Genomic DNA, 23,504 nt, shown 5'->3' with positions numbered 1-23,504 from the left:
GCAGCGTAATATCAGGCCGCCTGACGCTTTCTCAGCGCTGATACCAGCTCGGCCTCGGGACGGGATATCCCACAAGTGTTCATAAGATCGTCGATATCCGCACCGAGATCAACAAGCCGCGAGGCTTCGTCATAAGAAATACGCAAAGGATCGTTCTGGCGCATCTCGTCAATGGTTGAACGCAGCTCGTGCAATTGGCGTTCGCAAGCGACAAGGCGCTGGCCCACCCCCATACTGCCGCTGGCCGTAGCGTGTAATTCCCGACCGAGAGTGTCACAGCGTTCCTTGACCAGAGTTTTCAGCTGCCGGTTCTGGCGCCCGAGCATGACACCCTGCGCAAAAACCAGTACCAGCGCTACAGCGGTCAGGACCCAGGGGGTATAAGCAGGAATTTCAGTAAACATGATGGACGTCTCCGGTTTATTAGCCACGGAAGGCGTCCATCATAAGGTCTGTCCGGTACAACCCCGGTTTACAGTCCTGAGATTTCAGCCCATTCGTGGTCTGACAGCATTTTGTCGAACTCGACCAATATGATCAGTTCACCATCTTTGTTGCACACACCCTGGATAAATCTGGCACTTTCTTCGTTACCCACATTCGGTGCGGTCTCTATTTCACTGGCTTTCAGGTACACAACCTCAGCCACGGAATCCACCAGAATACCCATCACCTGATCGGCCGATTCCATCACTACTACCCGGGTTGCATCTGTAACATCCGCATCTGCCAACCCGAAGCGGCGGCGGGTATCAATAACCGTCACCACGTTGCCTCTCAGGTTGATGATGCCCAGAACATAATCCGGCGCGCCTGGCACAGGCGCGATTTCTGTGTATCTCAATACTTCCTGAATCTGCATAACGTTCAGACCGTAGGTCTCGTTATCCAGCCGGAAAGTCACATACTGCAGTACCTGATCGTCCTGGGCCTGACTTTGCTGTCCGCTCGGGGATGCCATAACCTGTCTCTCCTGTTAGGCCACCCTGCGGGCAACCTGATCGTCAAAAAAACATCATCAGTGCCCAATACTATATTCAAGGGCACAAATCGTGCCAGCACGGCACGGTTTCATTCAGTAACCAGCCTGCTGGTCAGCTCAGATCAAGATGCTGCTCCCGCTCTGCACGTACAAGCAAATTTGCCATGGTGCGCACATCCACCAGAGCACACATCTGTTCAATAACGGTTCCTGCCAGCCAGGGACGCTTGCTGCGAGCTGTACGCCAGCGCACGTTATCCGGGCTTAGAGTGAACGACTGAGCCACATCATCACAGGCCAGTCCCCACTCGCTGTTATCCAGCCGGATCACAAAACGGTAGTTGTCCCGGGCATTGACCGGCACTCTTCCAGCCATAATCCACTCCGCCGTATCCACAACCCGCAGATTCTGATGTGCGCCCGATTGTATCCCCATATACCAGCGAGGACTGCCAGGAATCGACCGGATGTCACCTTCGATCTGATGAATAGCGCCCAACAAAACAAGAGGTACAGCCAGTTGCAGACCGGCCACAGTAAAAATCAGACATTCGAACGGGCGCTCCGACCACTCCGGGCGAGTTGGAAGCGTGTCCGGCTCTGGCATGGGCTCAGGTGTTGAAGCTACAGCAGTAACAGGCTCTTGTCTCTGGGCAGTTTGCCGCGGCTTTGCCACTATCGGCCGTGGCTCTGGCTCTGGCTCTGGCTCTGGCTCTGGCTCTGGCATTAATTCTGGCTCTGGCTCACGAATCTCTTCATGCAGAGCTATATCCGTTGCCGTATGCAGTAATTCGTCCAGATAACTGGCAATCGCACTGGCCGGGTCCGCCAGGCTTGTCAATTTTTCGTCAGCCATGCTGACGTTCCTTTAAAGTCCCCGTCCGCGCCAGTAAATCATCCAGCAAATGCCGGTAGGCGCGGACACCATGGGTTTGCGAGTCCAGTTTCGATGGCACATTGCCCGACTGGCTTGCGTCGCGGAATTTTGTATCAACGGGCACCGCAAACTTCCACAGGTTGTCCTGGTAGGTTTTTCGCAACAGGTTAAGGCTCTTGACTGAAGCCTGGGTGCGGCGGTCGAACATTGTAGGCACGATGGTATAGGGCAACTGGTTTTTCTGGGAGCGCATAATCATCTGCAAGGTATGCAGCATACGCTCAAGACCCTTGATGGCGAGAAACTCTGTTTGTACTGGAATAACAAGATGTTGCGCGGCTGCCAGTGCATTGACCATAAGCACACCCAGCGACGGTGTATTATCCAGAATAACGTAGTCGAAATCGTCCCACAGCTGGGCAAGAGCCCGGGAAACGATAAGCCCCATCCCCTCAACGCCAACCATGCGGCGCTCCAGAGTAGCCAGTGCCGTACTCGCTGGCAGCAGAGCCAGCCCGGGACAACTGGTTTCTGTAATAAGCTGGGCGGGAAGACCTTCAGGTACCTTGCCCTGATGTTGAAACAGGTCAAAAACACTGTGGGCAAGCGTGTCCGGGTCGTATCCGAACCAACTGGTCAGAGAGCCATGGGGATCAAGATCAACTACGAGGACGCGCTTACCGCGTTCTGCCAGCAAACCGCCTAAAGCGACTACCGAGGTGGTTTTACCCACACCACCTTTCTGATTGGCTACTGCCCAGATTCGCACGTTTTCTCTCCGGAAAATACGTTATTGCAAGCCACTGAAACCCGCTGTAATCATTTTATCGGCCAGAGGTCAGACAACTTGAACGGAAACGGAGTTCTAGCGCATGACACCCCGGATACTGGCATCGCGGGAAATAAGAAGCACGACACGCCGGTTTCTCCGACGCCCTTCTTCAGTGTCATTGCGAGCTACAGGCTGATGCTGTCCGTATCCAACTGCCGCAAGCCGTTCAGGTTCGATACCTTCCATATCCAACATGCGCACGACTGCAGCAGCCCGAGCCGCTGACAACTCCCAATTCGAGGGAAAGCGGGGCGTACGAATTGGCTGGTTGTCGGTAAATCCTTCAACTTTTACTGCGTTATCCCTGTTCCGGAGAACCCCTGAGATCTTCTCGATAACACCAAACGCGTCGTAATGCGGCTCGGCATCACCGCTACCGAATAACAAACTGTCCGGTAAGTTAAGCGCCAGCCAGCGGTCGTTGGTTTCCAGAGTAACGACGCCACGATTGATCAGATCACCAAACTCTATCTCGAGCTGGTTTGCCATGTCTCGCAGATCTTCCGTACGCTCCCGGGCATCCTGCTCCGGATTTCTGGGCGCTTCCGTCACGACTGGAGGAATAACATCCTCCGAGACACTCACCGCAGGGCGGCGGGGCTGATCACCCACTTCAATGGGCTGAAAGGATCTCTGAGGCGCGTTAAAAACCCCGGTTAAGGTTTCTGAGAGTACCTTGTACTTGCCTTCATTTACCGACGACACCGAGTACATCACTACAAAAAAAGCAAATAGCAGGGTTATGAAATCCGCATAGGAAATCAGCCAACGTTCCTTGTTGTGCAAATCATCCTGTGGTTGCCTGCGACGCCGCATATTAGGAACCGGGTGTGCTTACTGCAGGAAGCCCCGCAGACGCAATTCAATGGATTTCGGGTTCTCACCCTCCGCGATGGCGATAATGCCATCGATCATCATGTCTTCGTATCTTGAGCGCTCTTTAACCAGACCCCGCAACTTGTTGGCAACTGGAAAGAAAAACAGGTTTGCCAGTGCTACCCCGTAGATAGTTGCCACAAAAGCAGTGGCAATGCCACTGCCGAGCGACTGGGGATCTTCAAGGTTAGTCATTACCTGAATCAGCCCCATAACTGCGCCAATGATGCCGATCGTCGGCGAGTATCCGCCCATGGCTTCAAACACCTTGGCAGCTTCCAGATCCCGTTGCTCCCGACAATCCAGGTCAATTTCCATGATGCTTCGGATAGTTTCTGTTTCAGCCCCGTCCACCAGTAGCTGCAAACCTTTGCGGGCAAAATCTTCCGGCTCTTTCTCGGCCAGCCCCTCAAGCCCCAGAAGCCCCTGTTTCCGGGCCTTCACACTCCAGTCGATCACCTTGCCAATACCATCTTCGATACTGATAAAGGGCGGGACAAACACCCATCTGGCCTGGGCACAGGCCCGTTTCAACGTCGGCCAGGAGGTCTGAAGAATGGTCGCCGCCAGAGTGCCACCAATAACGATAATGGCCGCCGGGCCATTGAAGAGTGAGCTCAGCGCACCACCTTCCAGCAGGTTGCCCCCAAGAATGGCTGCAAATGCCAGAACGACACCCAGCAGACTGAGGACATCCATCAGCAGACACCTTCAATCAATCGGGGAGCTACGTCATCCAGAGCCAGAACTTCATCACTCAGGCCAGCTTTAGCAACAGCCATGGGCATGCCATAGATCACTGAGGATTTTTCATCCTGAGACCAGATTTGAGATCCGCTTTGCTTCATCATGCGACAGCCCTCCCTGCCGTCCGCTCCCATTCCCGTAAGGATCACACCAAGGGTTTTGCCGGGGAAGGAACGGGCCAGAGAGCCAAAGGTGACATCTACGCAAGGCCGGTAGTTCAAGCGCTCGTCTCCCGGCAAAATACGTACCCGTGGCCGACCACCCCGGTTTTCAATCATCATCTGTTTGCCACCCGGGGCAAGCAACGCCAGCCCGGGCTGAAGCATATCGCCATCCTCAGCCTGGCGGACTTCGATCCTGCAAAGTTTATTAAGCCTCTCCGCAAACGCCGGAGTGAAGCTCGCGGGCATATGTTGCACCAACACAATTGGTGAAGGAAACGCCGCCGGCAATGCCGCCAGCACGCGCTGGAGTGCAACCGGGCCTCCGGTAGAGGTTCCGATCCCGACAACAGCATAGTGGCGCGCCGGGCCTTTTCGGGAAGGACGTGCGGGCTGCGGGGATTGCTCCTGGCGGCTCGGAACAGCAGGTTTTGGCACTGGCCCGGGAGCCGGAGCAGCAGTCTTTGCAGCCGGCTTTACAGATTCCCGGGAGCGCGTTGGCGCAGGCATAACACGACCTACAGGCCGGCTACGTGCAACATCCAACACGCGATCAATCAGTATTTTCTGTAGTTGACTGCCATCCCGGGCAATTTCTTCAAAGTTCTTGGGCAGAAAATCCACGGCACCGGCTTCGAGCGCGTCCAGCGTAACTCTGGCACCTTCATATGTCAGAGAAGAAAACATCAACACAGGTACCGGATGCGTCTTCATAATCTCGCGCACGGCCGAAATACCGTCCATCACCGGCATCTCGTAATCCATCGTAATGACATCCGGACGCAGCGATTCGGCCAGTTCTACGCCTTCACGGCCATTGGAAGCAACACCCACCACGCGGATTTGCCCGGACGCAGTCAGTATCGCCGTCAGCCGTTTGCGGAAGAACCCTGAATCATCAACGACCAGGACAGAAACTGTCATCCATGTCTCCTACCAAAACCTTTTGTTCCGACGGAATGCTCAGCTGTAATGCTGCAGCAGGCTGGGTACATCAATAATGAGCGCAATGCGGCCATCGCCGGTAATTGTTGCGCCAGCCATACCCGGTGTGCCCTGAAGCCCACGCCCAAGAGGCTTGATAACCACCTCTTCCTGGCCCACCAGTTGATCAACAACAAAACCAACCTGCCGGGTACCCATGGCCACGATCACTACATGCCCGTTTTCAGGATCAACATTGCCTGCCGAACCTTTCACCAGCCAGCGTTTTATATGAAACAGGGGGAATACCTTATCGCGCACAACGATACATTCCCGGCCATCAACTATGTTGGTGCGACTCAGGTTCAGGTGGAAAATTTCCACTACATTCACCAGAGGCAGGGCAAAGGACTGATCACCAAGCATAATCATCAGCGTTGGCATGATCGCCAGCGTCAGAGGTACTTTGATAATAATGCGTGAGCCTTTGCCCAATTCTGAAACAATACTGAGCTGGCCGTTGAGCTGACCGATCTTGGTCTTGACCACGTCCATACCAACACCACGACCGGAAACGTCAGAAATCTGTTCTTTGGTGGAGAAACCTGCTGCAAAAATCAGGTTAAAGCACTCGGTTTCTGTCAGGCGGTCAGCAGCATCCTGGTCGTAGATTCCTTTTTCTACTGCTTTGCGTCGCAGTACTTCAGGATCCATTCCGGCGCCATCGTCATCAATGGAAAGAAGAATATGATCACCTTCCTGCTCCGCAGAAAGGGTGACTGTACCCTGCCTTGGCTTGCCGGCTTTTTCGCGCACATCCGGAGCTTCAATACCGTGATCCACCGAGTTCCGGACCAGGTGAACAAGCGGGTCAGAAAGGGCTTCGACGAGATTTTTGTCGAGATCCGTATCCTCACCGTGCATGACCAGATTCACTTCTTTTTTCATGCTGCGCGCAAGATCGCGAACAACACGAGGGAAGCGACCGAACACTTTCTTGATAGGCTGCATCCGGGTTTGCATTACAGCCGCCTGAAGATCGGTAGTCACAACATCAAGGCTGGAGACTGCCTTGTGCATATGCTCGTCTTCACTTGCAGAACCCAGGCGCTGCAACCGGTTACGCACCAGCACCAGCTCTCCTACCATATTCATGATATCGTCCAGACGTTTGGTATCAACGCGGACGGTGGTTTCTGCTACCGGAGCCTGCTCCCTTGGGGAAGCCGCCGGGGTATCTTTCCTGGCCGGAACTTTCTTGGCCGGCACAGGGATATCCGGCTGGGAGTCACTCCTGTCCTTCTCAGTACCTGCTTTAGCGGGTTCAGCTTTTTCCTGAGCAGGCCCGGCTGGCTTTTTGCCGGAGTTGCCGGTTGTCGGGCTGCCACCCTTGCCATGGAGTTCGTCCAGGAGCTTTTCAAATTCGTCGTCGCTGATCAGCCCACTACCGCTGTCTGTTCCCGGGTTACCCGCAGCCGGAGCGTCGGCCTCTGCTTCGGGAGCCGACTGAGCGACAAAATTACCCTTACCGTGAAGTTCATCCAGTAAAGCTTCAAATTCGTCATCTGTTATGTCATCGCCAGCTTCATCACTTTTGCCAGCCGGCAGTTTGCTGTCAGTCACGGGACTGGGCGTATCCGCCTGCAAAGCATCCAGCAGCTGTTCAAACTCATCGTCAGTGATGTCACCACCATCAGAGGAAGCTGCCGGGAGGCCTTCCTGTTCAGAGCCTGGCTCCTGGCCGGCGCTCTGCGCAGTAGCATCCTGAGGCAAAGCCAGAGCGTCCAGTGCAGCAATCAGTTCAACAGGTGCGAACGTCAGCTCTTCGCGATTGCGGACTTGCTCAAACATGGCATTAACGTGATCCAGGACTTCCAGGACCACATCCATAAGTTCCGAATCCACCTTCCGCTTATGGTTGCGCAGAATATCGAAAACGTTCTCTGCCGAGTGGCAACAATTGACCAGAGCATCAAGCTGAAGAAAGCCTGCACCACCCTTGACGGTATGAAACCCACGAAAGATGGCGTTGAGAAGATCGCTGTCATCAGGGTGTTGCTCAAGATCGACAAGTTGTTCAGACAACTTTTCGAGAATCTCTCCGGCCTCTACAAGAAAGTCCTGCAGGATCTCATCATCGGCATCAAACGCCATGGGTTACCCTCATATATTCAGAAACCGAGACTGGACAACAGGTCATCTACGTCGTTTTGTCCCGAGACTACATCTTCACGCTCTTCAGCCTTCATCTGAGGCCCCACACCCTGCTCAGCAGACACTTCTTCATTGTCAATCTGATGCACAGTACCAGTGAGCTGATCAACATGGCTGGCCATAACCACCAGGCTGAGCATCTGTTCTTCCACGTCTTTGACCAGTGTCGTTACGCGCTGGATGACCTGTCCGGTCAGGTCCTGGAAATCCTGTGCCAACAGAATTTCCGAAAGACTGCTATAGATGGTGTCTGCGTCCTTGGTCAGGCTCACAAAAAAATTATCAATCCGGCCATACAGCTCACGAAACTCTGCCGGTTGCATCTCACGACGGCGCAGGCGTTGCCATTCCTCCCGCAAAGCAGAGGCTTCGTCACGTACTGCGTTTGCAACTGGCATACTTTCTTCAACCAGATCCATGGTGCGGTTGGCAGCCTGGCCAGTCATCTGAACCACGTAAGCGAGCCGGTCTGAGGCGTCTGTCATCATCGACAGAACTTCTTTCTGTTCGGCACTGCGTGGATCTATTTGAAAATTGCGGATTGATTCATGAAGCGTACGGGTCAGCCGGCCAACTTCCCGATACAGACTCTGATCCCGGACCTCGCCTAATTCATTAATCAGAACCATGGCACGGGCATAATCCCCGCTTTCAATGCTCTGATTGAGTTCCGCCGCTTGATGTCGAAGCTTTTCAGTTACTTCCGGCTCGAGACCGCGGTGGATCTTTTTGTTATCGCTCATACGATCCATCCAATCTCTGCTTACTGGATTCGTTCAAAGATCTTCTCAATTTTTTCTTTGAGAACGGCTGCGGTGAAAGGCTTTACAACATACCCATTAACGCCGGCCTGGGCAGCAGCCACAATCTGGTCGCGCTTGGCTTCAGCCGTCACCATCAGAACAGGGAGGGTCTTCAGGCTGTCATCCGCACGTACCGCTTTAAGCAGGTCAAAGCCAGACATTCCAGGCATATTCCAGTCTGTCACCAGAAAATCGTACTTGCCGCTTTTCAGCATGGGCAGAGCAGTGTTGCCGTCATCCGCTTCATCCGTATTTGTAAAGCCCAGATCACGGAGCAGGTTCTTGATAATCCGTCGCATTGTGGAGAAATCGTCCACAATGAGAATCTTCATGTTCTTGTCCAAAGGGACCTCCAGTTAATAAGACCCGGAATTCGTTTTGACCTTTGCGCTCAAAGTGTTGCAGGCCGCTGATTTAACCATCTATTGTCTGATCTTTATCACGGTTGTAAAGCACCGGTTACCAAATACTACACTCAAGCACGATCCGGACACCTAAGCCGGGCCTAACTGCCATCTTCATGGCGCCATTCCGAGAGCCTGCCACGCAGCCTCAACGCCGCCTGACTGTGAATCTGGCTGACTCTGCTTTCACTGACACCCAGCACAGCGCCAATTTCCTTGAGATTCAGTTCCTCCTGGTAATACAGGCTCAGAACCAGCTTTTCACGCTCCGGAAGCTGCTCAATGGCCGCGGCCAGACTGCTCCGGAAAGAATCTGAAGCCAGCCCGTCCAGAGGATTATCTCTGGTCTCTGTTTCTTCTATCGGCAGGTCTCCGGATTCATTGAGCTCATCAAGGCTAAAAAGTCGGCCACTGCTCGCATCGGACAAAGTAGAGTGGTATTCAGAAAGCTCCATACCGAGTTCTTCGGCAACCTCCGCGTCCTGGGCCTCGCGCCCCATACGGTTTTCAACTGTCCTGATTGCCTGGCTAACCCGGCGGGCATTCCGGTGGACCGAGCGGGGCACCCAGTCACCTTTACGGATCTCATCCACCATAGAACCGCGAATGCGTATACCGGCATATGTCTCGAAGGTAGCGCCTTTGGTGGAACTATAGCGTTGGGCAGCCTCCAGCAATCCAATCATGCCGGCCTGCATAAGGTCGTCCAGCTGCACAGAGGCCGGCAGCCGGGCAAGTAGATGAAGAGCTATTTTCTTGACCAGGGGCGCATGCGCCTCAATCAGTTCTGAGGAACTCTTTACGCCACTCTGGTTATAGATTCCCAGATTTTTCGTCAATGTCATGTATCCGGTATTGTTTGACGGGATCCGTTTCAGACTTCGACGAGCCGCTCCACAAAAAACTCCAGATGTCCCCGGGGAGATGAAGGTAGAGGCCAGCTCTCAACTTTGTCAGCCAGCGCCTTGATCGCGAGCGAGGCTTTAGCCCGGGGATAAGCGTCCAGCACGGCTTTCTGGCGCTGAACCGCTTTCTTCACGGCTTCGTCGTAAGGCACCATACCTACATATTGTAATGCCACATCCAGAAAGCGTTCAGTAACCCGGGTCAGTTTTTCGAACAAATGACGACCTTCCTGCTCGCTGCTCACCTGATTGGCAAGAATGCGAAACCGGTTAGTGGCGTAGTCACGATTCATCAGCTTGATCAGAGCATAAGCATCAGTGATGGATGTCGGCTCATCGCAAACCACCAGCAGCAACTCCTGGGAAGCCCGAAGAAAGCTTACAACCGCCTCGGAAATACCTGCTGCCGTGTCCACAATAAGCACATCAATCTGATCACCCAGCTCGCTGAAAGCATTAATCAGGCCTGCATGTTCCAGAGGGCTGAGCTGGGTCATGCGTTGAGTGCCGGAAGATGCCGGAACGATCTTGATACCGCCCGGGCCGTCAACCAGCACGTCTTTAAGATCGCACTCGCCCGACAGCACATCCTGCAGATTACGGTTAGCCGTAATCCCGAGCAGCACATCGATATTGCCCAGACCAAGGTCAGCATCCAGCAGAACCACACGCCTGCCCTTCTGGGCCAAAGCGATGCCCAGATTAACCGACACATTACTCTTACCGACGCCGCCCTTGCCGCCGGAAACTGCGATCACCTGTACCGGATGTGCTCTGCTCATACTATTTGTTATCTCTCGCAACGTTTAGCCGGATATGATTCACAGCTATACAAAACTCGGATTATCAGGGTTTCATGCCGTTTCGCGTGGGCGATCCGCACCTGACGGTAGCTCTGCTGCAGCCTGTTGCTGAAGCGTTTTGAGGCGCTCGACAGCCAGCCGCACAAGCGGAACAGCTTCAGCATGATGCAGGTCTCCGGGGATTTTTTGCCCGTTTGTGTAATAGGCCACCGGCAACCCGGTTTCCATCACAAAGCCAAGAGATTCACCCAGAGTCAAAGCCTCGTCAATTTTTGTCATCACACAACCCGTTAGATTTGCCATCTTATAGCAATGCCATACGGATTTCATAATACGCGGCTGGCTGGTTGCGGAAACTACGAGGTGGGTACGCACCTTGTGGTGACTACGGGCCAGCTCCGTCAGCTGTTCCTGATAACCTTTGTCGGAGCTGGTCAGCCCCGCAGTATCAATCAGCACTAGATGGCGATCCGAAAGCTCGTCAAGAATATCATCCAGGGTATGGCTTTCGTCCACGACCCGAACCGGCACATTCAGAATCCGGCCAAATACAAAAAGCTGCTCATGGGCAGCAACCCGGTAACGATCTGTGGTGACAAGGGCCAAAGAGTCAGCTCCATGTTTCAGCACATAACGGGCAGCAAGTTTCCCGATCGTGGTGGTTTTCCCGGAGCCCGTGGGGCCGACCAATGCATAAACGCCGCCCTCATCCAGCCACTCCTGTGCGGGTGTACGCACACCGGCAACAAGCATTTTCAAAGCCTGCTTCCAGCCGTCATCCAGTTTTCCGCCTTTGTGTCGACGAGAGAGAGAGCCGGCCAGATCCGGGCTCAGGCCGAACTCCTGCAACCGTTCAGCAAGCCGTTGCTGGACTGCGTTAACGCCAGTCTTTTCCGGTTCACCACGAGAGCCGCTCATCAGATCCCGTAGCGAACTGATTTCGGCACGCATACTGGCCAGCTCACCGGAATAATCTGTACTGCTGCCGGCGCTCGCGACGACGGGCTCCTCAAAGCCTTCGTTCTTTGCCTCATGCAGTCCAGAAAACGAAGCTTCTGCATAGCCCTGGCTGCGCACAGCCCGTTTTTCGCGAACATCCTGAATACGCGTACGGGACCGGCTTAGCTCATCTTCCAGCTTACGGTGCTTTTCTGCCTGCATTTCGGCAAGCCGGGCACCGTTGGTAGCCTCACTGGCTTTTTCGCCAAGACTCTGGCGCGCCATATTTTCGTCGTAATCCAGCGCAGAGACAATTTCAACGCCCCCGTCTACCCGCCGGTTAGAAAGGATGACAGCATCTGGCCCCATCTGCTCACTGATCTGTTTCAGCGCTTCAGCCATGCTTTTGGCAAAAAAACGTTTCACTTTCATATTAGTGCATCCTCCACCGGCAACGCTGTTTTGGCGTTATCCGTTCTTTCATCCGTGTGCTTACTGGCCCACGGACGCCACGATCGTAATTTGCTTGTTATCCGGTATTTCCTGATACGAAAGCACATGCAGGCGCTCCACACCGTAACTTGCAAACCTGGCAAGTACTGGCCTCAGCGGGCCGGATACCAGCAGAATGGCGGGTTTACCCAGCATTTCCTGCCGCTGCACACTATCTTTCAGAGAACGCTGCAGCTTCTCCACCATATTCGGCTCCAGAACCATGCCTATATCTTCCTGACCGCCAGTTTGTTGACTCTGTTGAACAGACTTTAGCAATAACTGTTCCAGATCCGGATCCAGCGTAATCACCGGTATCTCCTGATCGTTGCCACAGATGCTCTGAACGATCATCCGACGCAGGGCCTGACGCGCTACTGTAGTCAGCAACTTCGGGTCCTGGCTCTTCGGATGCACGTTTACAATAGACTCGGCAATGGAGCGCATATCACGTATGGGCACCTCTTCTTTAAGAAGATTCTGAAGCACTTTCAACAAAAGACTGATGGATACCGTCGTCGGCACCAACTCTTCAGCCAGCTTGGGTGAAGCTTTTTCCAGCTGATCCAGCCATTTCTGAACTTCTTCGTGCCCCAGCAGTTCGTGGGCATGCTTTTGCAGAACCTGATTCAGATGCGTCGCAACTACCGTACTGGCATCAACCACCGTATAGCCAAGGGTCTGGGCCTGATCTTTCTTCTCCGGCTCAATCCAGGTCGCATCCAGACCAAAGGCCGGATCTTTACCTTCTACCCCTTCGATTTTCCCGAATACCTGACCGGGATCGATCGCAAGTTCCCGGTCGGGGTGTATTTCCGCCTCGGCTATGGTCACTCCCATCAGGGTGATGCGATACACATTTGGCATGAGATCCAGGTTGTCACGAATGTGCACCGACGGCATCAGGAACCCCATATCCTGCGACAGTTTTTTACGGACACCCTTGATACGGCTAAGCAACTGACCACCCTGGGACTTGTCGACCAGAGGTATCAGACGGTAGCCAACTTCCAGCCCGACAACATCCACCGTTGCCACATCGTCCCAACCCAGTTCCCGGGTTTCTCCCGGCGCGGGTAACTGGCGCCCCTGATCGCCGCCAGCATCACCGCCCAGCGGCATGTCACGCCCTCCCTGACCAGGAACGACGCCAGCGCCACCACGACCGGGGAATGCACCACCCTCTTCTATAACCTGCCGGTCTTTCTTCCAGATAAACCAGGCTCCCGCGGCCGCAAGGCTCCCCAGCCCCAGAAACGCCACATGGGGCATGCCCGGAATCAGTCCCAGCATGAGAAGAATACCCGCTGCTATCGCCAGGGCCTTGGGTGCATTGAACATCTGCTGAAGAATCTGCCCCCCCATATCCTGACTGGACGTTACCCGGGTAACCATGATTGCCGCAGAGGTAGAAAGCAGAAGTGACGGGATCTGGGCGACAAGACCGTCACCAATGGTAAGCAGCGCATAGCGCTCCATGGCGAGACCGAAATCCAGACCATGCTGGACCATACCAATGGCCACACCGCCAATAATATTGATTGCCAGGATCAACAGACCTGCAACCGCATCACCTTTGACGAACTTGGATGCACCGTCCATAGATCCATAAAAATCAGCCTCCTGCGCAATCTCGGCGCGCCGGTGCTTGGCTTCATCCTGATTAACCAGTCCTGCGTTCAGGTCAGCATCGATAGCCATTTGCTTGCCTGGCATTGCATCCAGGGTAAAACGGGCACTTACCTCTGAAACCCGGCCTGCGCCCTTGGTGACAACCAAAAAGTTAATAATCATAAGAATCGCGAATACGACCAGGCCAACGGCGTAGTTACCACCAATGAGCACCGCACCGAAAGACTCAATAACCTTCCCCGCTGCATCTCCGCCCTCATGCCCCTCCAGCAACACAATCCGGGTGGACGCCACGTTCAAAGCCAGACGCAGCAGAGTAGCTACCAGCAATACCGTCGGGAAAGACGCAAACTCCATGGGCCGGAGTGCGTATACGCACACCAGCAGAATGACAATGGAGAGCGTGATGTTGAACGTGAAAAATACATCCAGTAAAAACGCGGGCATGGGCAGGATCATCATGCCCAGCAGACCCATCAGCATGACGGGCACACCGAGGTTGCCCCGCGTCAGGGATTTGACGTTATTAAGGACTAAAGCTCTGTCCATGCCGGAAGCATCTCCGATTCGCTGTTTCTGGTGGCGTATTCAGGGTCGAAATTCTGACGCCGGTGCGTCTTTTACAGAGATACCGCAAGATCCGTACCACCGTGAGGCATTTTTCGGCCGGGAGCAGGCTTTCCCTGCCTGACTCACATTCCAAGATGCGGTATCCTTGCGCCACTTAAATTGCAATATTGCACTCTGAACCCAACATCCCCAGACCCACAGACAGGTGAGCCCATGCCGATCCACGAGGTAAAACACCCCCTGATCAGACACAAACTCGGCCTGATGCGCCGTGCCGACATCAGCACCAAGAATTTCCGTGAACTGGCTCAGGAAGTCGGCTCACTGCTCACCTACGAGGCTACCAAGGACTTCAACCTGCAGGAAAAGACCATCGAGGGATGGGCTGGCCCGGTAACTGTAGAGCAGATCCACGGCAAAAAAATTACGATTGTCCCCATCCTGCGGGCCGGGCTTGGCATGCTGGATGGCGTTCTTAGCCTGATTCCTGTGGCCCGGGTAAGCGTGGTTGGACAGATCCGCGATGAGGAAACCCTGGAAGCCAACACCTACCTGGAAAAACTGGTGGGTGAACTGGACCAGCGGATGGCGCTGATCGTTGACCCCATGGTTGCCACCGGCGGCTCGATGATTTCCACCATCGACGTGCTAAAGAAAGCCGGAAGTACCGAAATCCGCGCGTTGGTGCTGGTCGCAGCCCCCGAAGGCATAAAGAACGTTCTGGACAAGCATCCGGATGTGTCTATTTACACAGCGTCTGTGGATGAGTGCCTGAACGACAAAGGCTATATCCTTCCAGGGCTGGGAGACGCAGGCGACAAGATCTTTGGCACCAAGCAGAAGGACGCCTGATTATGGAAGACCATTCCAGGGATCCCGTCTGGAAACAGGCAATTGCCGGCTCCCAGATGCTTCTGGTAGCCTTCGGCGCTCTGGTGCTGATGCCGCTTATCACCGGCCTTGACCCCAATGTAGCTCTCTTTACCGCAGGTTTGGGCACGCTGATCTTCCACATTGTGACCGGTGGTCAGATTCCGATTTTCCTGGCCTCATCTTTTGCGTTCATCGCGCCGGTTATTGCTTCCAAGGGCAAGTTCGGGCTGGAGGAAACCCTGGGCGGCCTGATGGCAGCGGGTATTCTCTATGTCCTCCTCAGCGGTGCGATACGCATGCGCGGCACCGGGTTTGTAACACGCCTTCTGCCCCCGGTGGTTATCGGTCCGGTTATCATGGTGATTGGACTGGGACTTGCCCCTGTTGCGGTTCACATGGCTTCCGGCCGCGCCGGCGATGGCAGCATTCAACTGGTCCCTGAGAACATAGCGCTATGGATTGCGATGACCTCGCTGACCGTCACCATTATCGCTTCAGTCTGGTCCAGGGGTATCTTCCGCCTTATTCCTATCATGTTTGGTGTGATTGTCGGCTATATCCTGTCTGCGTTTGCAGGCATTGTTGATACCACCCCCATTCAGCAGGCTGCCTGGCTTGCGGTTCCGAACTTTGTGGCTCCGGCGTTCAGCTGGGGAGCAATACTGTTCATGATTCCTGTTGCGATTGCTCCAGCCATAGAGCATATCGGCGACATTCTGGCGATTGGCAATGTTACCCGCAAAAATTATCTGGAAAAGCCTGGCCTCCACCGCACTCTGCTGGGTGACGGCCTGGCCACCAGTGCGGCAGCCTTACTGGGTGGACCACCCAACACCACCTACTCTGAAGTTACCGGAGCGGTCATGCTGACCCGCAACTTCAACCCGAAGGTGATGTGGTGGGCCGCCTGCACGGCCATCGTACTGGCCTTTGTAGGTAAGTTCGGTGCAGTTCTTCAGACGATTCCGGTACCGGTTATGGGTGGCATTCTGTGCCTGCTGTTCGGTTCCATTGCAGTAGTTGGTCTGAATACGCTGATCCGCCACCAGGTGGATCTTTCCCAGGCTCGGAATCTGGTTATCGTGGGTGTAACTCTGGTGTTCGGCATCGGCGGCATGGTTCTGGGCCACCTTGAAGGTATCGCCCTGTGTGCGGTAGCTGCGATCGTTCTGAACCTGGTACTCCCGGGCAGCCGCGAAGCCTGGGGTAAGGCTATTTACGAGCACAAAGAAGACTGACTAAAACGTTAATGCCAGCCACTGGTGTCTTCGGGCACTGGTGGCGATGCTCCCCTCTCAACACTTACCCTCTGCTTGTAGCCTGAAAATTCGATAGTTGCAGGCGCGCAGAACCCCTGCTGTTCAACTTTCGAGATACCGCAACTACAAAATCCCTGTGTTGAAAGCAGTGGATTCAGCCTCAGATATCCAACAAAACTACAACCACTCAACAATTATGCGCTTAGGCTTTAGCGACATCGTGAGGTCTACCGAGTGGTGGTGGGTGGCCTTTTCAGGACTGTCGGTGGCCAAGGACGGCCACCGTCAAGCCCCCATGGATGGGCTCGTAGCGTGTCCTGAAAAGGCCACCCACCATCACTCCTCCCCCAAAACCAGAAAGCTAGGGACCAAACTAAATATCCCGCCGCAGGTCAGAAGGAATCGGTAAATCAGGCATCCCGGGCTTGGGCCCACGCCCCTTGCGGAACTGTCGAAGCTGGAACACGTAGGCGAGCACCTGAGCAATGGCCATATACAAGCCATCCGGAATTTCGTCGCCTATGTCACTGTTGTGATAAACCGCACGGGCAAGAGGTGGCGTACGGAGAATTTCAACCTTGTGCTCACGGGCAATTTCCATGATTTTGAAAGCAGTTTCATCATTACCCTTGGCAACGACAACAGGCGCTGCCATGGAATCAGAGTCATACTTCAATGCAACCGCATAATGGGTCGGGTTGGTGATAACAACATCGGCAGTGGGCACATCCTGCATCATGCGGCGCTGGGCCATTTCGCGCTGCAGCTGGCGAATTTTACCTTTAACCTCCGGCTTGCCTTCCGAATCTTTATATTCGTCTTTGACTTCCTGTTTGGTCATTCGCAGCTTTTTCTGATGATCAAAAATCTGGAATGGCACGTCGATTACCGCAATGATGATAGTAGCGCAGGAAAGCAGAAAGAAACTCCAGCCCAGGGTCCAGAGTACGTGCTCCATAGCCGGTACCGCAGGCTCTTCGGCAATGGCAAGCAAGTCTTCGGTGCGTATATCCAGGATGAGAATTGCCAACGTCATAACCAGGCCGACTTTGGCAATGGCCTTGACCAGTTCGATCAGGGAGCGTGCGGAAAACATTCTGCCAAGCCCCTTCATGGGGTCCATGCGACTGAGCTTGGGCGCAATGGCTTTGCCGCTGAACAGCAGCCCGCCAATACCAATAGAACCGGCGATGGCGGCAATAAGGAGGAGCGCGAGAATTGGTGAAAGAGCCCACGCGGCTTCTTTAGCCGAAGCCATCAACTGAATGCTCATGTGTCGGGTATCGAATATGGCCGAGCGCTCCAGCGTGAAGGCATCACGCATGATGGCTTCCATTGCAGCGCCCAGCTGAGCTCCGAAAATCAGAAGACCACCAGCACCGGTAATCAACACGGCCATGGTGGCCAGCTCTTTTGATCGGGCTGTCTGGCCATCCTCCCGGGCTTTTTCAAGCCTTCGGGGGGTGGCCTCTTCGGTTTTTTCCTGACTGTTGTCGTTGTCGTCTGCCATGCTCTAACTCTTGAGGTGTCGCCAGGGCTCGTCTACGGCTGCCCCTGAAGGTTTCGCATAAACTCAAAGGTTTGCCGGGTGTACTCTTCGAAGTGCGGCAGAAAATTGGCGTGCAGCACCCATATAGCAAACAATCCAAAAATCAGGCCAATCGGGAAACCCAGGGCGAAGATATTCATCTGGGGTGCCGCCCGGGTCATCACACCGAAGGATATGCTCACGATGAGTACAGCGGTTACCGCTGGCAGTGCCAGCAACATAGCTGAGGTGAACATCCAGCTTATGCGATGCGCCAGCGCCCAGACACCCGATTGCCCCAGCCCCTCCATTCCGATGGGCAGTGTGCGGAAGCTTTCGATGAATACTTCAAACGCCACCAGATGACCATTCATGGCAAGGAACAACAAGGTGACCGTAATTGTGTAGATCTGGGCCAGCACAGGCACGTTGACGCCATTGGCAGGGTCAACCATGGATGCGAAGCCCAGCCCCATTTGCATGGCAATCATCTGGCCAGCGATAACAAACAGTTGCCAGAGGGCCGTTAGTGCAAACCCCATACCTACGCCAATCAGTATCTGCTGCAAGGTTATAATCACAGCGTCGGCACTCAGGGCTTCAACCTGTGGCACTTCGGGGATCATGGGCACAATCAGTATAGTCATTAACAGAGCCAGACCCAGGCGTACACGGGCCGGCACCAGTTGAGTACCGAAAATAGGGATGACCATCAGAAAGCTGGCCAGGCGGAACAACGGCCAGAGGTGCTGCCCGACCCATTGCCCAAGCAGGTCTGCACTGATTTCTGCAGGAATCATGGGTCAGCCGATCAGGAAAGGAATGCTGGATATCAACCGGTGTGCATGATCCAGAAGTTTGGTAAGCATCCATGGCCCCATCACAATAATAACAATGAGCGTAACCAGCAGACGCGGCAGGAAACTAAGCGTTTGTTCATTGATCTGGGTGGCCGCCTGAAATGTACTCACCACAAGACCGATCACCAATCCTGGCCCGATAATCACCGAGGCCAGAAGAACGATCATCCACAGGGCTTCCCGCACGATATCGATAACGGTTTCCGGAGTCATGGCTTCCTCCTATATCCCATAACTGGCGGCAAGAGTGCCCATAATCAGAGCCCAGCCGTCCACCAGAACAAACAGCATAATCTTGAATGGCAACGAGATAATGATAGGTGACAACATCATCATACCCATTGCCATCAGAACACTGGCAACAACCATGTCGAGAATCAGAAACGGAATAAACAGGATAAACCCTATCTGAAATGCAGTTTTGAGCTCGCTGGTCACAAACGCAGGCATCAGTATCCAGAAAGAGACATCCTGTGCCGTGTCATACTGAACATCAGCAATACGCATAAACAGCGCAAGGTCATCTTCCCGGGTCTGCTCCAGCATGAACTTCTTGAAGGGTTCACTAGCCAGAGCCACAGCTTCGAGTGAAGTGACCTCTTCCTGAAGATATGGCTGCAGTCCAACCTGATTCGCTTCTTCCAGTACCGGTTTCATGATGAAAATAGTGAGAAAAAGAGCGAGGCCAAGGAGTATCTGGTTTGAAGGTGTTGCCTGCAGGCCCAGCGCCTGACGCAGAATCGCAAACACAACGATGATGCGGGTAAAGGAAGTCATCATCATCAACATGGCAGGCAGAAATGTCAGCGCGGTCATCAACGCCAGAATCTGCAGAGTTACCGTGTATTCCTGGGTTCCTTCCCCTTCCCCGGGCTGAACCGTGAAGGCGGGAATACCGGGCAGATCCGCAAACGACAGTGGCGCCCAGAGCAGGCCCCCAAGCATAACCGCCAGCGGAATAAATCGTTTCAGCGTTGCCACTATCATGGGCCTGTTCATTCCTTGTCCGGGGCTGTCCAGGATTTGCCGATCATGCTCTGCAGTCGCCGGGCAAAATCGCCGGTATTCGGGTTGCCCGCATCCACAACCGGCTCTTCAAAGACCTGCAGCGTGCGGATGGCCGATGGGGTAATACCCAGAAGAATCTGTTGCCCCCCCACTTCTATGAGCGCAATACGCTCGCGAGCGCCAATGGCCATTACGGAAACAACCTTGATCGCATTATTGTTCATGCCCGTCATGCCGTTCATCCGGCGGATAATCCAGGCACAACCGTATATGACTGCGATCACTGCAACCAGGCCAACCCCAAGGCTGAGCAGGGTGCCGAGCGTGTCCGGCGCCCTGCCCGGAGCGCCCGTTGTCGCTTTTGCTGTTTCTTCGGCAAAAGCTGGCATCACCAGAAACAGAAGTGACAATCCAGAGGTTTTGATCCGCATTCTATTTCTGCAGCCGTTTGATGCGTTCGCCCGGGCTGATCACATCGGTCAGGCGGATACCGAACTTTTCGTTAACCATAACCACCTCACCGTGAGCAATGAGCGTACCGTTAACCAGCACATCCAATGGTTCACCTGCCAGCCTGTCCAGTTCGATAACTGAGCCCTGGTTCAGCTGCAGAAGGTTACGGATAGGTATCTGGGTATTACCCACCTCCATCGAAATGCTGACGGGAATATCCAGAATCACATCAAGATCTGGTGGCGGCCCGCTACCCTCGGTAGCCAGGGAGGACTGACCAAAATCTTCCATGGGCGCAGAGCGAACGCCATTATCTGCGGATTCACCGCCATCTTCACCAGCTTCTTCCATGGCCTGGGCCCACTCATCACCCTGGGCCTCTTCAGTAGCCTCTTCACCAGTTTCTTCCATGGCAGCCTCCCATTCGGCTGCCAGTTTTTCGTCCTCGCTCAGCTCCTGACCGTCTTTGTTGTCGTCAGCCATTGCGTCCTACCTTCAGTTGTTTTTTTAACTTGGGCCGTGTCGCCCGCTCATGGATTCTAAGCGCCAGTTTTCCGTCCCGGGTTCCCATGGTTGCCTTGTATATCGGCACGCCATTGGCGGTGACTGTCAGATATTCAGGTACCTCCACCGGAATAATATCGCCGGCTTTCAGTTTGGCGACGTCCCGCAGAGAAATTCTGCGCCTGCAAACGGTAGTATTGACAGGAACATCCACCTCTTTGATGTCTTCCTGCAATGCATTGACCCAACGCTCGTCCACATCATCAACGTCACTTTGTACTCCGGCATCAAGCACATCCCGGATCGGCTCAATCATTGAATATGGTAAAGCAAAGTGCAGCTCACCCCCGCCACCATCCAGTTCAATATGGAAGGTGCTGACCACAACCACCTCACTGGGGCTGACGATATTGGCCATGGCAGGGTTTACCTCGGAACTGAGGTAGTCAAAATCTATTTTGATAACCGCTTGCCAGGCTTCCTGCATGTCGTTGAAGACCTGGTTAAGCACCATCTGTACTATGCGATTTTCGGTGGGCGTAAACTCCCGACCCTCGATCTTTGCGTGCCGCCCCTCACCGCCGAAAAAATTATCAACCAGTTTGAACACCAGCTTTGCATCCAGAACAAACAGGGATGTCCCCCGCAACGGACGAACCTTGCATAGATTCAGGCTGGTTGGCACATACAGCGTATGGACGTATTCGCCGAACTTCATGATCTGCACGCCGCCGGTAGAGACATCCGCATTGCGGCGCAGAAGGTTGAATAGACTGATACGGGTATAACGGGCAAATCGCTCGTTGATCATCTCCAGCGTGGGCATCCGACCGCGGACGATACGATCCTGGCTGGCAAGATCGTATGATTTTACGCCGGTTTCGTCAGCGTCTTCATAAGTATCAATGTCACCGTCATCCACGCCGTGGAGGAGCGCATCAATTTCATCCTGTGACAGTAAATCCTGCATACTTTGTCCTGCCGCTGAAAAACCTTGCCCGGGCCCGGGCTCTATTGAACTCGCTACTTCAAGCTCTATTGCACTACAAAATTCCTCAAAAGCACCTGATCGACGCCGGGCTCGCCCTCCTGCTCCAGCACCTGATTCACCGTTGTAAGCATACTCTCTACCAGAGCCCTCCGGCCTTCCGGTGTCTGCAGCTCAGTAAAATCACTGTTACCAAGCACCATAACCAACTGGCTCTTGATCAGAGGCATATGCAGCTGTGCTGCCGAGAGCGCCTGAGCGTTCGTTGCGCCCAGAGCTACGTATGCCTGAGCATAACGCTGGCGCCCTTCACTCTGCACCGTCGTGACCAGGGCCTTTTCAATTTCCAGATAAGCGCTCGGAGTAAAAGTCTCGACCGCAACATCATTCTGGCCTGCCGGATCCTCACCCATTCCGGGCAACCCGCCCCCAAGAAACCACAAGGTGCCCGCAACAGACAAGGCGATCGCCAATACGACCACCAGCGTTACCAGGATAATCAGTTTCAGTTTACCTTTCTTGGCCGGTGCTGCCGCAGGTGCGTTATTTTCTGCCATAGTGTTTTTCGCCAGAAATCCGTCAGTGGAAGCTCTTTTCCATGACCTTTACAGATTGACTGCAAAGGGCGGGCCAAAAGGCCCAACCCTTCCGCTCAGAACCGCAGTTTAGCGTTGCATGAAAGGATGGGCAAAGCAGATTGGAAAGGAATGCCCACAGAAATGACGCAGGCGCTCAGGCAAAAATGTCAACAGCGCCGTTCCAGCTCAGGTCAAGACTGCCCCCCTGAGCCTCCGCGTCACTGTTTTCGGCAGCAGAGAGCTCAGTGCCCGCGCCAGAAGATGAGCCATCACCTTCACCTGTACCCTGCCCCCCGTGCTGGTTCCGCGCGTTGTCAGAAACATCAAACTGGGCCAGAGAAAGACCTTGTTCACCCAACATGTCGCGCAAACGATGGGAATGCAGCTCCAGTTGATCCCGCACTACCGGGTTAGCCGCATGAACAGTGATATTAGCCTGGTCATTATGAACGCGAACCCGAACTTCCATTGGCCCCATATCAGGCGGGGTGAGATGGATCTCGGCCACAGAAAGATTTTTGGCTGTCAGCCAACTGAGTTTCCCCATCAACTTGTCCCCCCACTCGGCATGGTTTACAGGAACATCGACCGATGTCGCGTAGCTCCTCAGGGGCACCTGCGCTTCTGCCGTCAGCTTACTGGCGGAATTTCCAATGCCCTGTTGAGAAACCAGCTCCATGGTGGCTTCAAAGCGGGTACCTGTCAGCAGGCTGGAAGAGCTCAGGGCGCCGGCTTTCTCGCCGGTGGCCGACAGCAGGCCGTCGGTTATTTGCGACCCTGCATTCACACCGTCAGTGCCGGGCTTACTCCCGACAAGTCCAGCAAAAAGTCCAGCACCCGGAATTGCGGCAGGATTATTGGCAACACTACCTGCCACAGCAGTTTGCCCGGTTACAGGCAACAACAGAGCCTGCAACTCTGCAAAGGTCAGCGGAGTCGCAGTGGCTTCCATTTCGAGAGCTACCTCCGCGACATTTTCCTTTCCTGTTACTTCATCACCGACCGTTTCGCCTTCAGTCGCAGCAACTTTGTTATCAGCCTCGCCCGATTGATCGTTTTTCCGGGCCGGCTCAGCCTCGGTTGCTGATTGCGCCTGGTCCTGTTCTTCAGAGTTTCTGGCGTCAGTTTTCCGCTGATCGACACGTTTTTGCTCCGCACGAGAGACAGATTCATACCGGCTTTCACCGATATCATTCTCTCGATCGGAACCGGGTTTTGATACGCCGGGATCGTTCTGGATTCCGGGCACCTGAGTTTGGGGAAGAACCATCTGTGCCATGGCAACCTCTTGC

The 23,504-nt window shown here is 54.2% G+C and carries 25 protein-coding genes; 2 read left to right on the top strand and 23 right to left on the bottom strand.

The genetic code is table 11. The annotated features are described in order from the left end of the window. Positions 1 to 11: 11 nt before the first annotated feature. The 14 genes from CPA50_RS04840 to flhA all read right to left on the bottom strand — a co-directional run bounded on the left by CPA50_RS04840 (position 12) and on the right by flhA (position 14,140). Positions 12 to 404, bottom strand: a complete 393-nt coding sequence (locus CPA50_RS04840) for a DUF2802 domain-containing protein (RefSeq protein WP_096781315.1) — start codon at positions 402 to 404, stop codon at positions 12 to 14. A 68-nt stretch (positions 405 to 472) separates the two neighbouring features. After that, a complete protein-coding gene (locus CPA50_RS04835; protein WP_096781314.1) occupies positions 473 to 961 on the bottom strand; it encodes a chemotaxis protein CheW in 489 nt (162 codons plus the stop codon). 133 nt (positions 962 to 1,094) lie between these two features. Beyond that, positions 1,095 to 1,838, bottom strand: a complete 744-nt coding sequence (locus CPA50_RS04830; RefSeq protein ID WP_096781313.1) for a chemotaxis protein CheW — start codon at positions 1,836 to 1,838, stop codon at positions 1,095 to 1,097. Further along, positions 1,831 to 2,628 carry a ParA family protein gene (locus CPA50_RS04825; RefSeq protein ID WP_096781312.1) on the bottom strand — a complete coding sequence of 266 codons (798 nt, stop codon included), beginning with the start codon at positions 2,626 to 2,628 and terminating at the stop codon, positions 1,831 to 1,833. The genes CPA50_RS04830 and CPA50_RS04825 overlap by 8 nt, the downstream gene beginning before the upstream one ends. A gap of 96 nt (positions 2,629 to 2,724) precedes the next feature. Continuing rightward, complete coding sequence (gene motD / locus CPA50_RS04820) at positions 2,725 to 3,507, bottom strand: flagellar motor protein MotD (protein ID WP_096781311.1); 783 nt, start codon at positions 3,505 to 3,507, stop codon at positions 2,725 to 2,727. An 18-nt stretch (positions 3,508 to 3,525) separates the two neighbouring features. Then, positions 3,526 to 4,266, bottom strand: coding sequence for a flagellar motor protein (locus CPA50_RS04815; protein WP_096781310.1), 741 nt, complete (start codon positions 4,264 to 4,266; stop codon positions 3,526 to 3,528). After that, positions 4,266 to 5,399 carry a protein-glutamate methylesterase/protein-glutamine glutaminase gene (locus tag CPA50_RS04810; RefSeq protein WP_096781309.1) on the bottom strand — a complete coding sequence of 378 codons (1,134 nt, stop codon included), beginning with the start codon at positions 5,397 to 5,399 and terminating at the stop codon, positions 4,266 to 4,268. The genes CPA50_RS04815 and CPA50_RS04810 overlap by 1 nt, the downstream gene beginning before the upstream one ends. A gap of 39 nt (positions 5,400 to 5,438) precedes the next feature. After that, positions 5,439 to 7,553, bottom strand: coding sequence for a chemotaxis protein CheA (locus CPA50_RS04805; protein WP_096781308.1), 2,115 nt, complete (start codon positions 7,551 to 7,553; stop codon positions 5,439 to 5,441). Between the two features lie 17 nt (positions 7,554 to 7,570). Beyond that, a complete protein-coding gene (locus CPA50_RS04800) occupies positions 7,571 to 8,356 on the bottom strand; it encodes a protein phosphatase CheZ (RefSeq protein ID WP_096782335.1) in 786 nt (261 codons plus the stop codon). Positions 8,357 to 8,376: 20 nt separating this feature from the next. Further along, positions 8,377 to 8,760, bottom strand: coding sequence for a chemotaxis response regulator CheY (gene cheY / locus CPA50_RS04795; RefSeq protein WP_096781307.1), 384 nt, complete (start codon positions 8,758 to 8,760; stop codon positions 8,377 to 8,379). Between the two features lie 161 nt (positions 8,761 to 8,921). Next, positions 8,922 to 9,665, bottom strand: coding sequence for an RNA polymerase sigma factor FliA (locus CPA50_RS04790; protein WP_096781306.1), 744 nt, complete (start codon positions 9,663 to 9,665; stop codon positions 8,922 to 8,924). 29 nt (positions 9,666 to 9,694) lie between these two features. After that, a complete protein-coding gene (locus CPA50_RS04785; RefSeq protein WP_096781305.1) occupies positions 9,695 to 10,507 on the bottom strand; it encodes a MinD/ParA family protein in 813 nt (270 codons plus the stop codon). 72 nt (positions 10,508 to 10,579) lie between these two features. Continuing rightward, entirely contained in the window at positions 10,580 to 11,899 is a 1,320-nt protein-coding gene (flhF, locus tag CPA50_RS04780; protein WP_096781304.1) for a flagellar biosynthesis protein FlhF, read from the bottom strand. 60 nt (positions 11,900 to 11,959) lie between these two features. Beyond that, positions 11,960 to 14,140, bottom strand: coding sequence for a flagellar biosynthesis protein FlhA (gene flhA / locus CPA50_RS04775; protein WP_096781303.1), 2,181 nt, complete (start codon positions 14,138 to 14,140; stop codon positions 11,960 to 11,962). Between the two features lie 234 nt (positions 14,141 to 14,374). Between flhA and upp the strand changes: the two genes are divergently transcribed. Then, the gene (upp, locus tag CPA50_RS04770; RefSeq protein WP_096781302.1) at positions 14,375 to 15,013 is read left to right on the top strand and encodes a uracil phosphoribosyltransferase; all 639 of its coding nucleotides are present in this window, start codon (positions 14,375 to 14,377) and stop codon (positions 15,011 to 15,013) included. A 2-nt stretch (positions 15,014 to 15,015) separates the two neighbouring features. Next, positions 15,016 to 16,272 (top strand): uracil-xanthine permease family protein, encoded by a 1,257-nt coding sequence (locus CPA50_RS04765; RefSeq protein ID WP_096781301.1) that lies wholly within the window; start codon positions 15,016 to 15,018, stop codon positions 16,270 to 16,272. Positions 16,273 to 16,666: 394 nt separating this feature from the next. Here the strand turns inward: CPA50_RS04765 and flhB are convergent, their stop codons facing one another. The 9 genes from flhB to CPA50_RS04720 all read right to left on the bottom strand — a co-directional run bounded on the left by flhB (position 16,667) and on the right by CPA50_RS04720 (position 23,491). Then, positions 16,667 to 17,803, bottom strand: coding sequence for a flagellar biosynthesis protein FlhB (flhB, locus tag CPA50_RS04760; protein ID WP_096781300.1), 1,137 nt, complete (start codon positions 17,801 to 17,803; stop codon positions 16,667 to 16,669). A gap of 32 nt (positions 17,804 to 17,835) precedes the next feature. Then, positions 17,836 to 18,621: a flagellar biosynthetic protein FliR gene (gene fliR / locus CPA50_RS04755; RefSeq protein ID WP_096781299.1), complete on the bottom strand. Its 786-nt coding sequence runs from the start codon at positions 18,619 to 18,621 to the stop codon at positions 17,836 to 17,838. A 3-nt stretch (positions 18,622 to 18,624) separates the two neighbouring features. Next, positions 18,625 to 18,894: a flagellar biosynthesis protein FliQ gene (gene fliQ / locus CPA50_RS04750; RefSeq protein ID WP_096781298.1), complete on the bottom strand. Its 270-nt coding sequence runs from the start codon at positions 18,892 to 18,894 to the stop codon at positions 18,625 to 18,627. A 9-nt stretch (positions 18,895 to 18,903) separates the two neighbouring features. Beyond that, a complete protein-coding gene (fliP, locus tag CPA50_RS04745; RefSeq protein WP_096781297.1) occupies positions 18,904 to 19,668 on the bottom strand; it encodes a flagellar type III secretion system pore protein FliP in 765 nt (254 codons plus the stop codon). Between the two features lie 8 nt (positions 19,669 to 19,676). Further along, on the bottom strand, positions 19,677 to 20,120 hold the full coding sequence (gene fliO, locus CPA50_RS04740; RefSeq protein ID WP_096781296.1) for a flagellar biosynthetic protein FliO: 444 nt from the start codon (positions 20,118 to 20,120) through the stop codon (positions 19,677 to 19,679). Position 20,121: 1 nt separating this feature from the next. Then, positions 20,122 to 20,625, bottom strand: a complete 504-nt coding sequence (gene fliN, locus CPA50_RS04735; protein ID WP_096781295.1) for a flagellar motor switch protein FliN — start codon at positions 20,623 to 20,625, stop codon at positions 20,122 to 20,124. After that, on the bottom strand, positions 20,618 to 21,616 hold the full coding sequence (gene fliM / locus CPA50_RS04730; RefSeq protein WP_096781294.1) for a flagellar motor switch protein FliM: 999 nt from the start codon (positions 21,614 to 21,616) through the stop codon (positions 20,618 to 20,620). Before fliM ends, fliN begins: the two co-directional genes overlap by 8 nt. A 65-nt stretch (positions 21,617 to 21,681) precedes the next feature. Next, complete coding sequence (gene fliL, locus CPA50_RS04725; protein WP_096781293.1) at positions 21,682 to 22,191, bottom strand: flagellar basal body-associated protein FliL; 510 nt, start codon at positions 22,189 to 22,191, stop codon at positions 21,682 to 21,684. Between the two features lie 175 nt (positions 22,192 to 22,366). Beyond that, a complete protein-coding gene (locus CPA50_RS04720; protein WP_096781292.1) occupies positions 22,367 to 23,491 on the bottom strand; it encodes a flagellar hook-length control protein FliK in 1,125 nt (374 codons plus the stop codon). Positions 23,492 to 23,504 lie beyond the last annotated feature (13 nt).

The sequence above is a fragment of the Marinobacter sp. ANT_B65 genome (assembly GCF_002407605.1).
Taxonomy (GTDB): domain Bacteria; phylum Pseudomonadota; class Gammaproteobacteria; order Pseudomonadales; family Oleiphilaceae; genus Marinobacter.
This window is presented reverse-complemented; position numbering and strand designations above follow the sequence as displayed.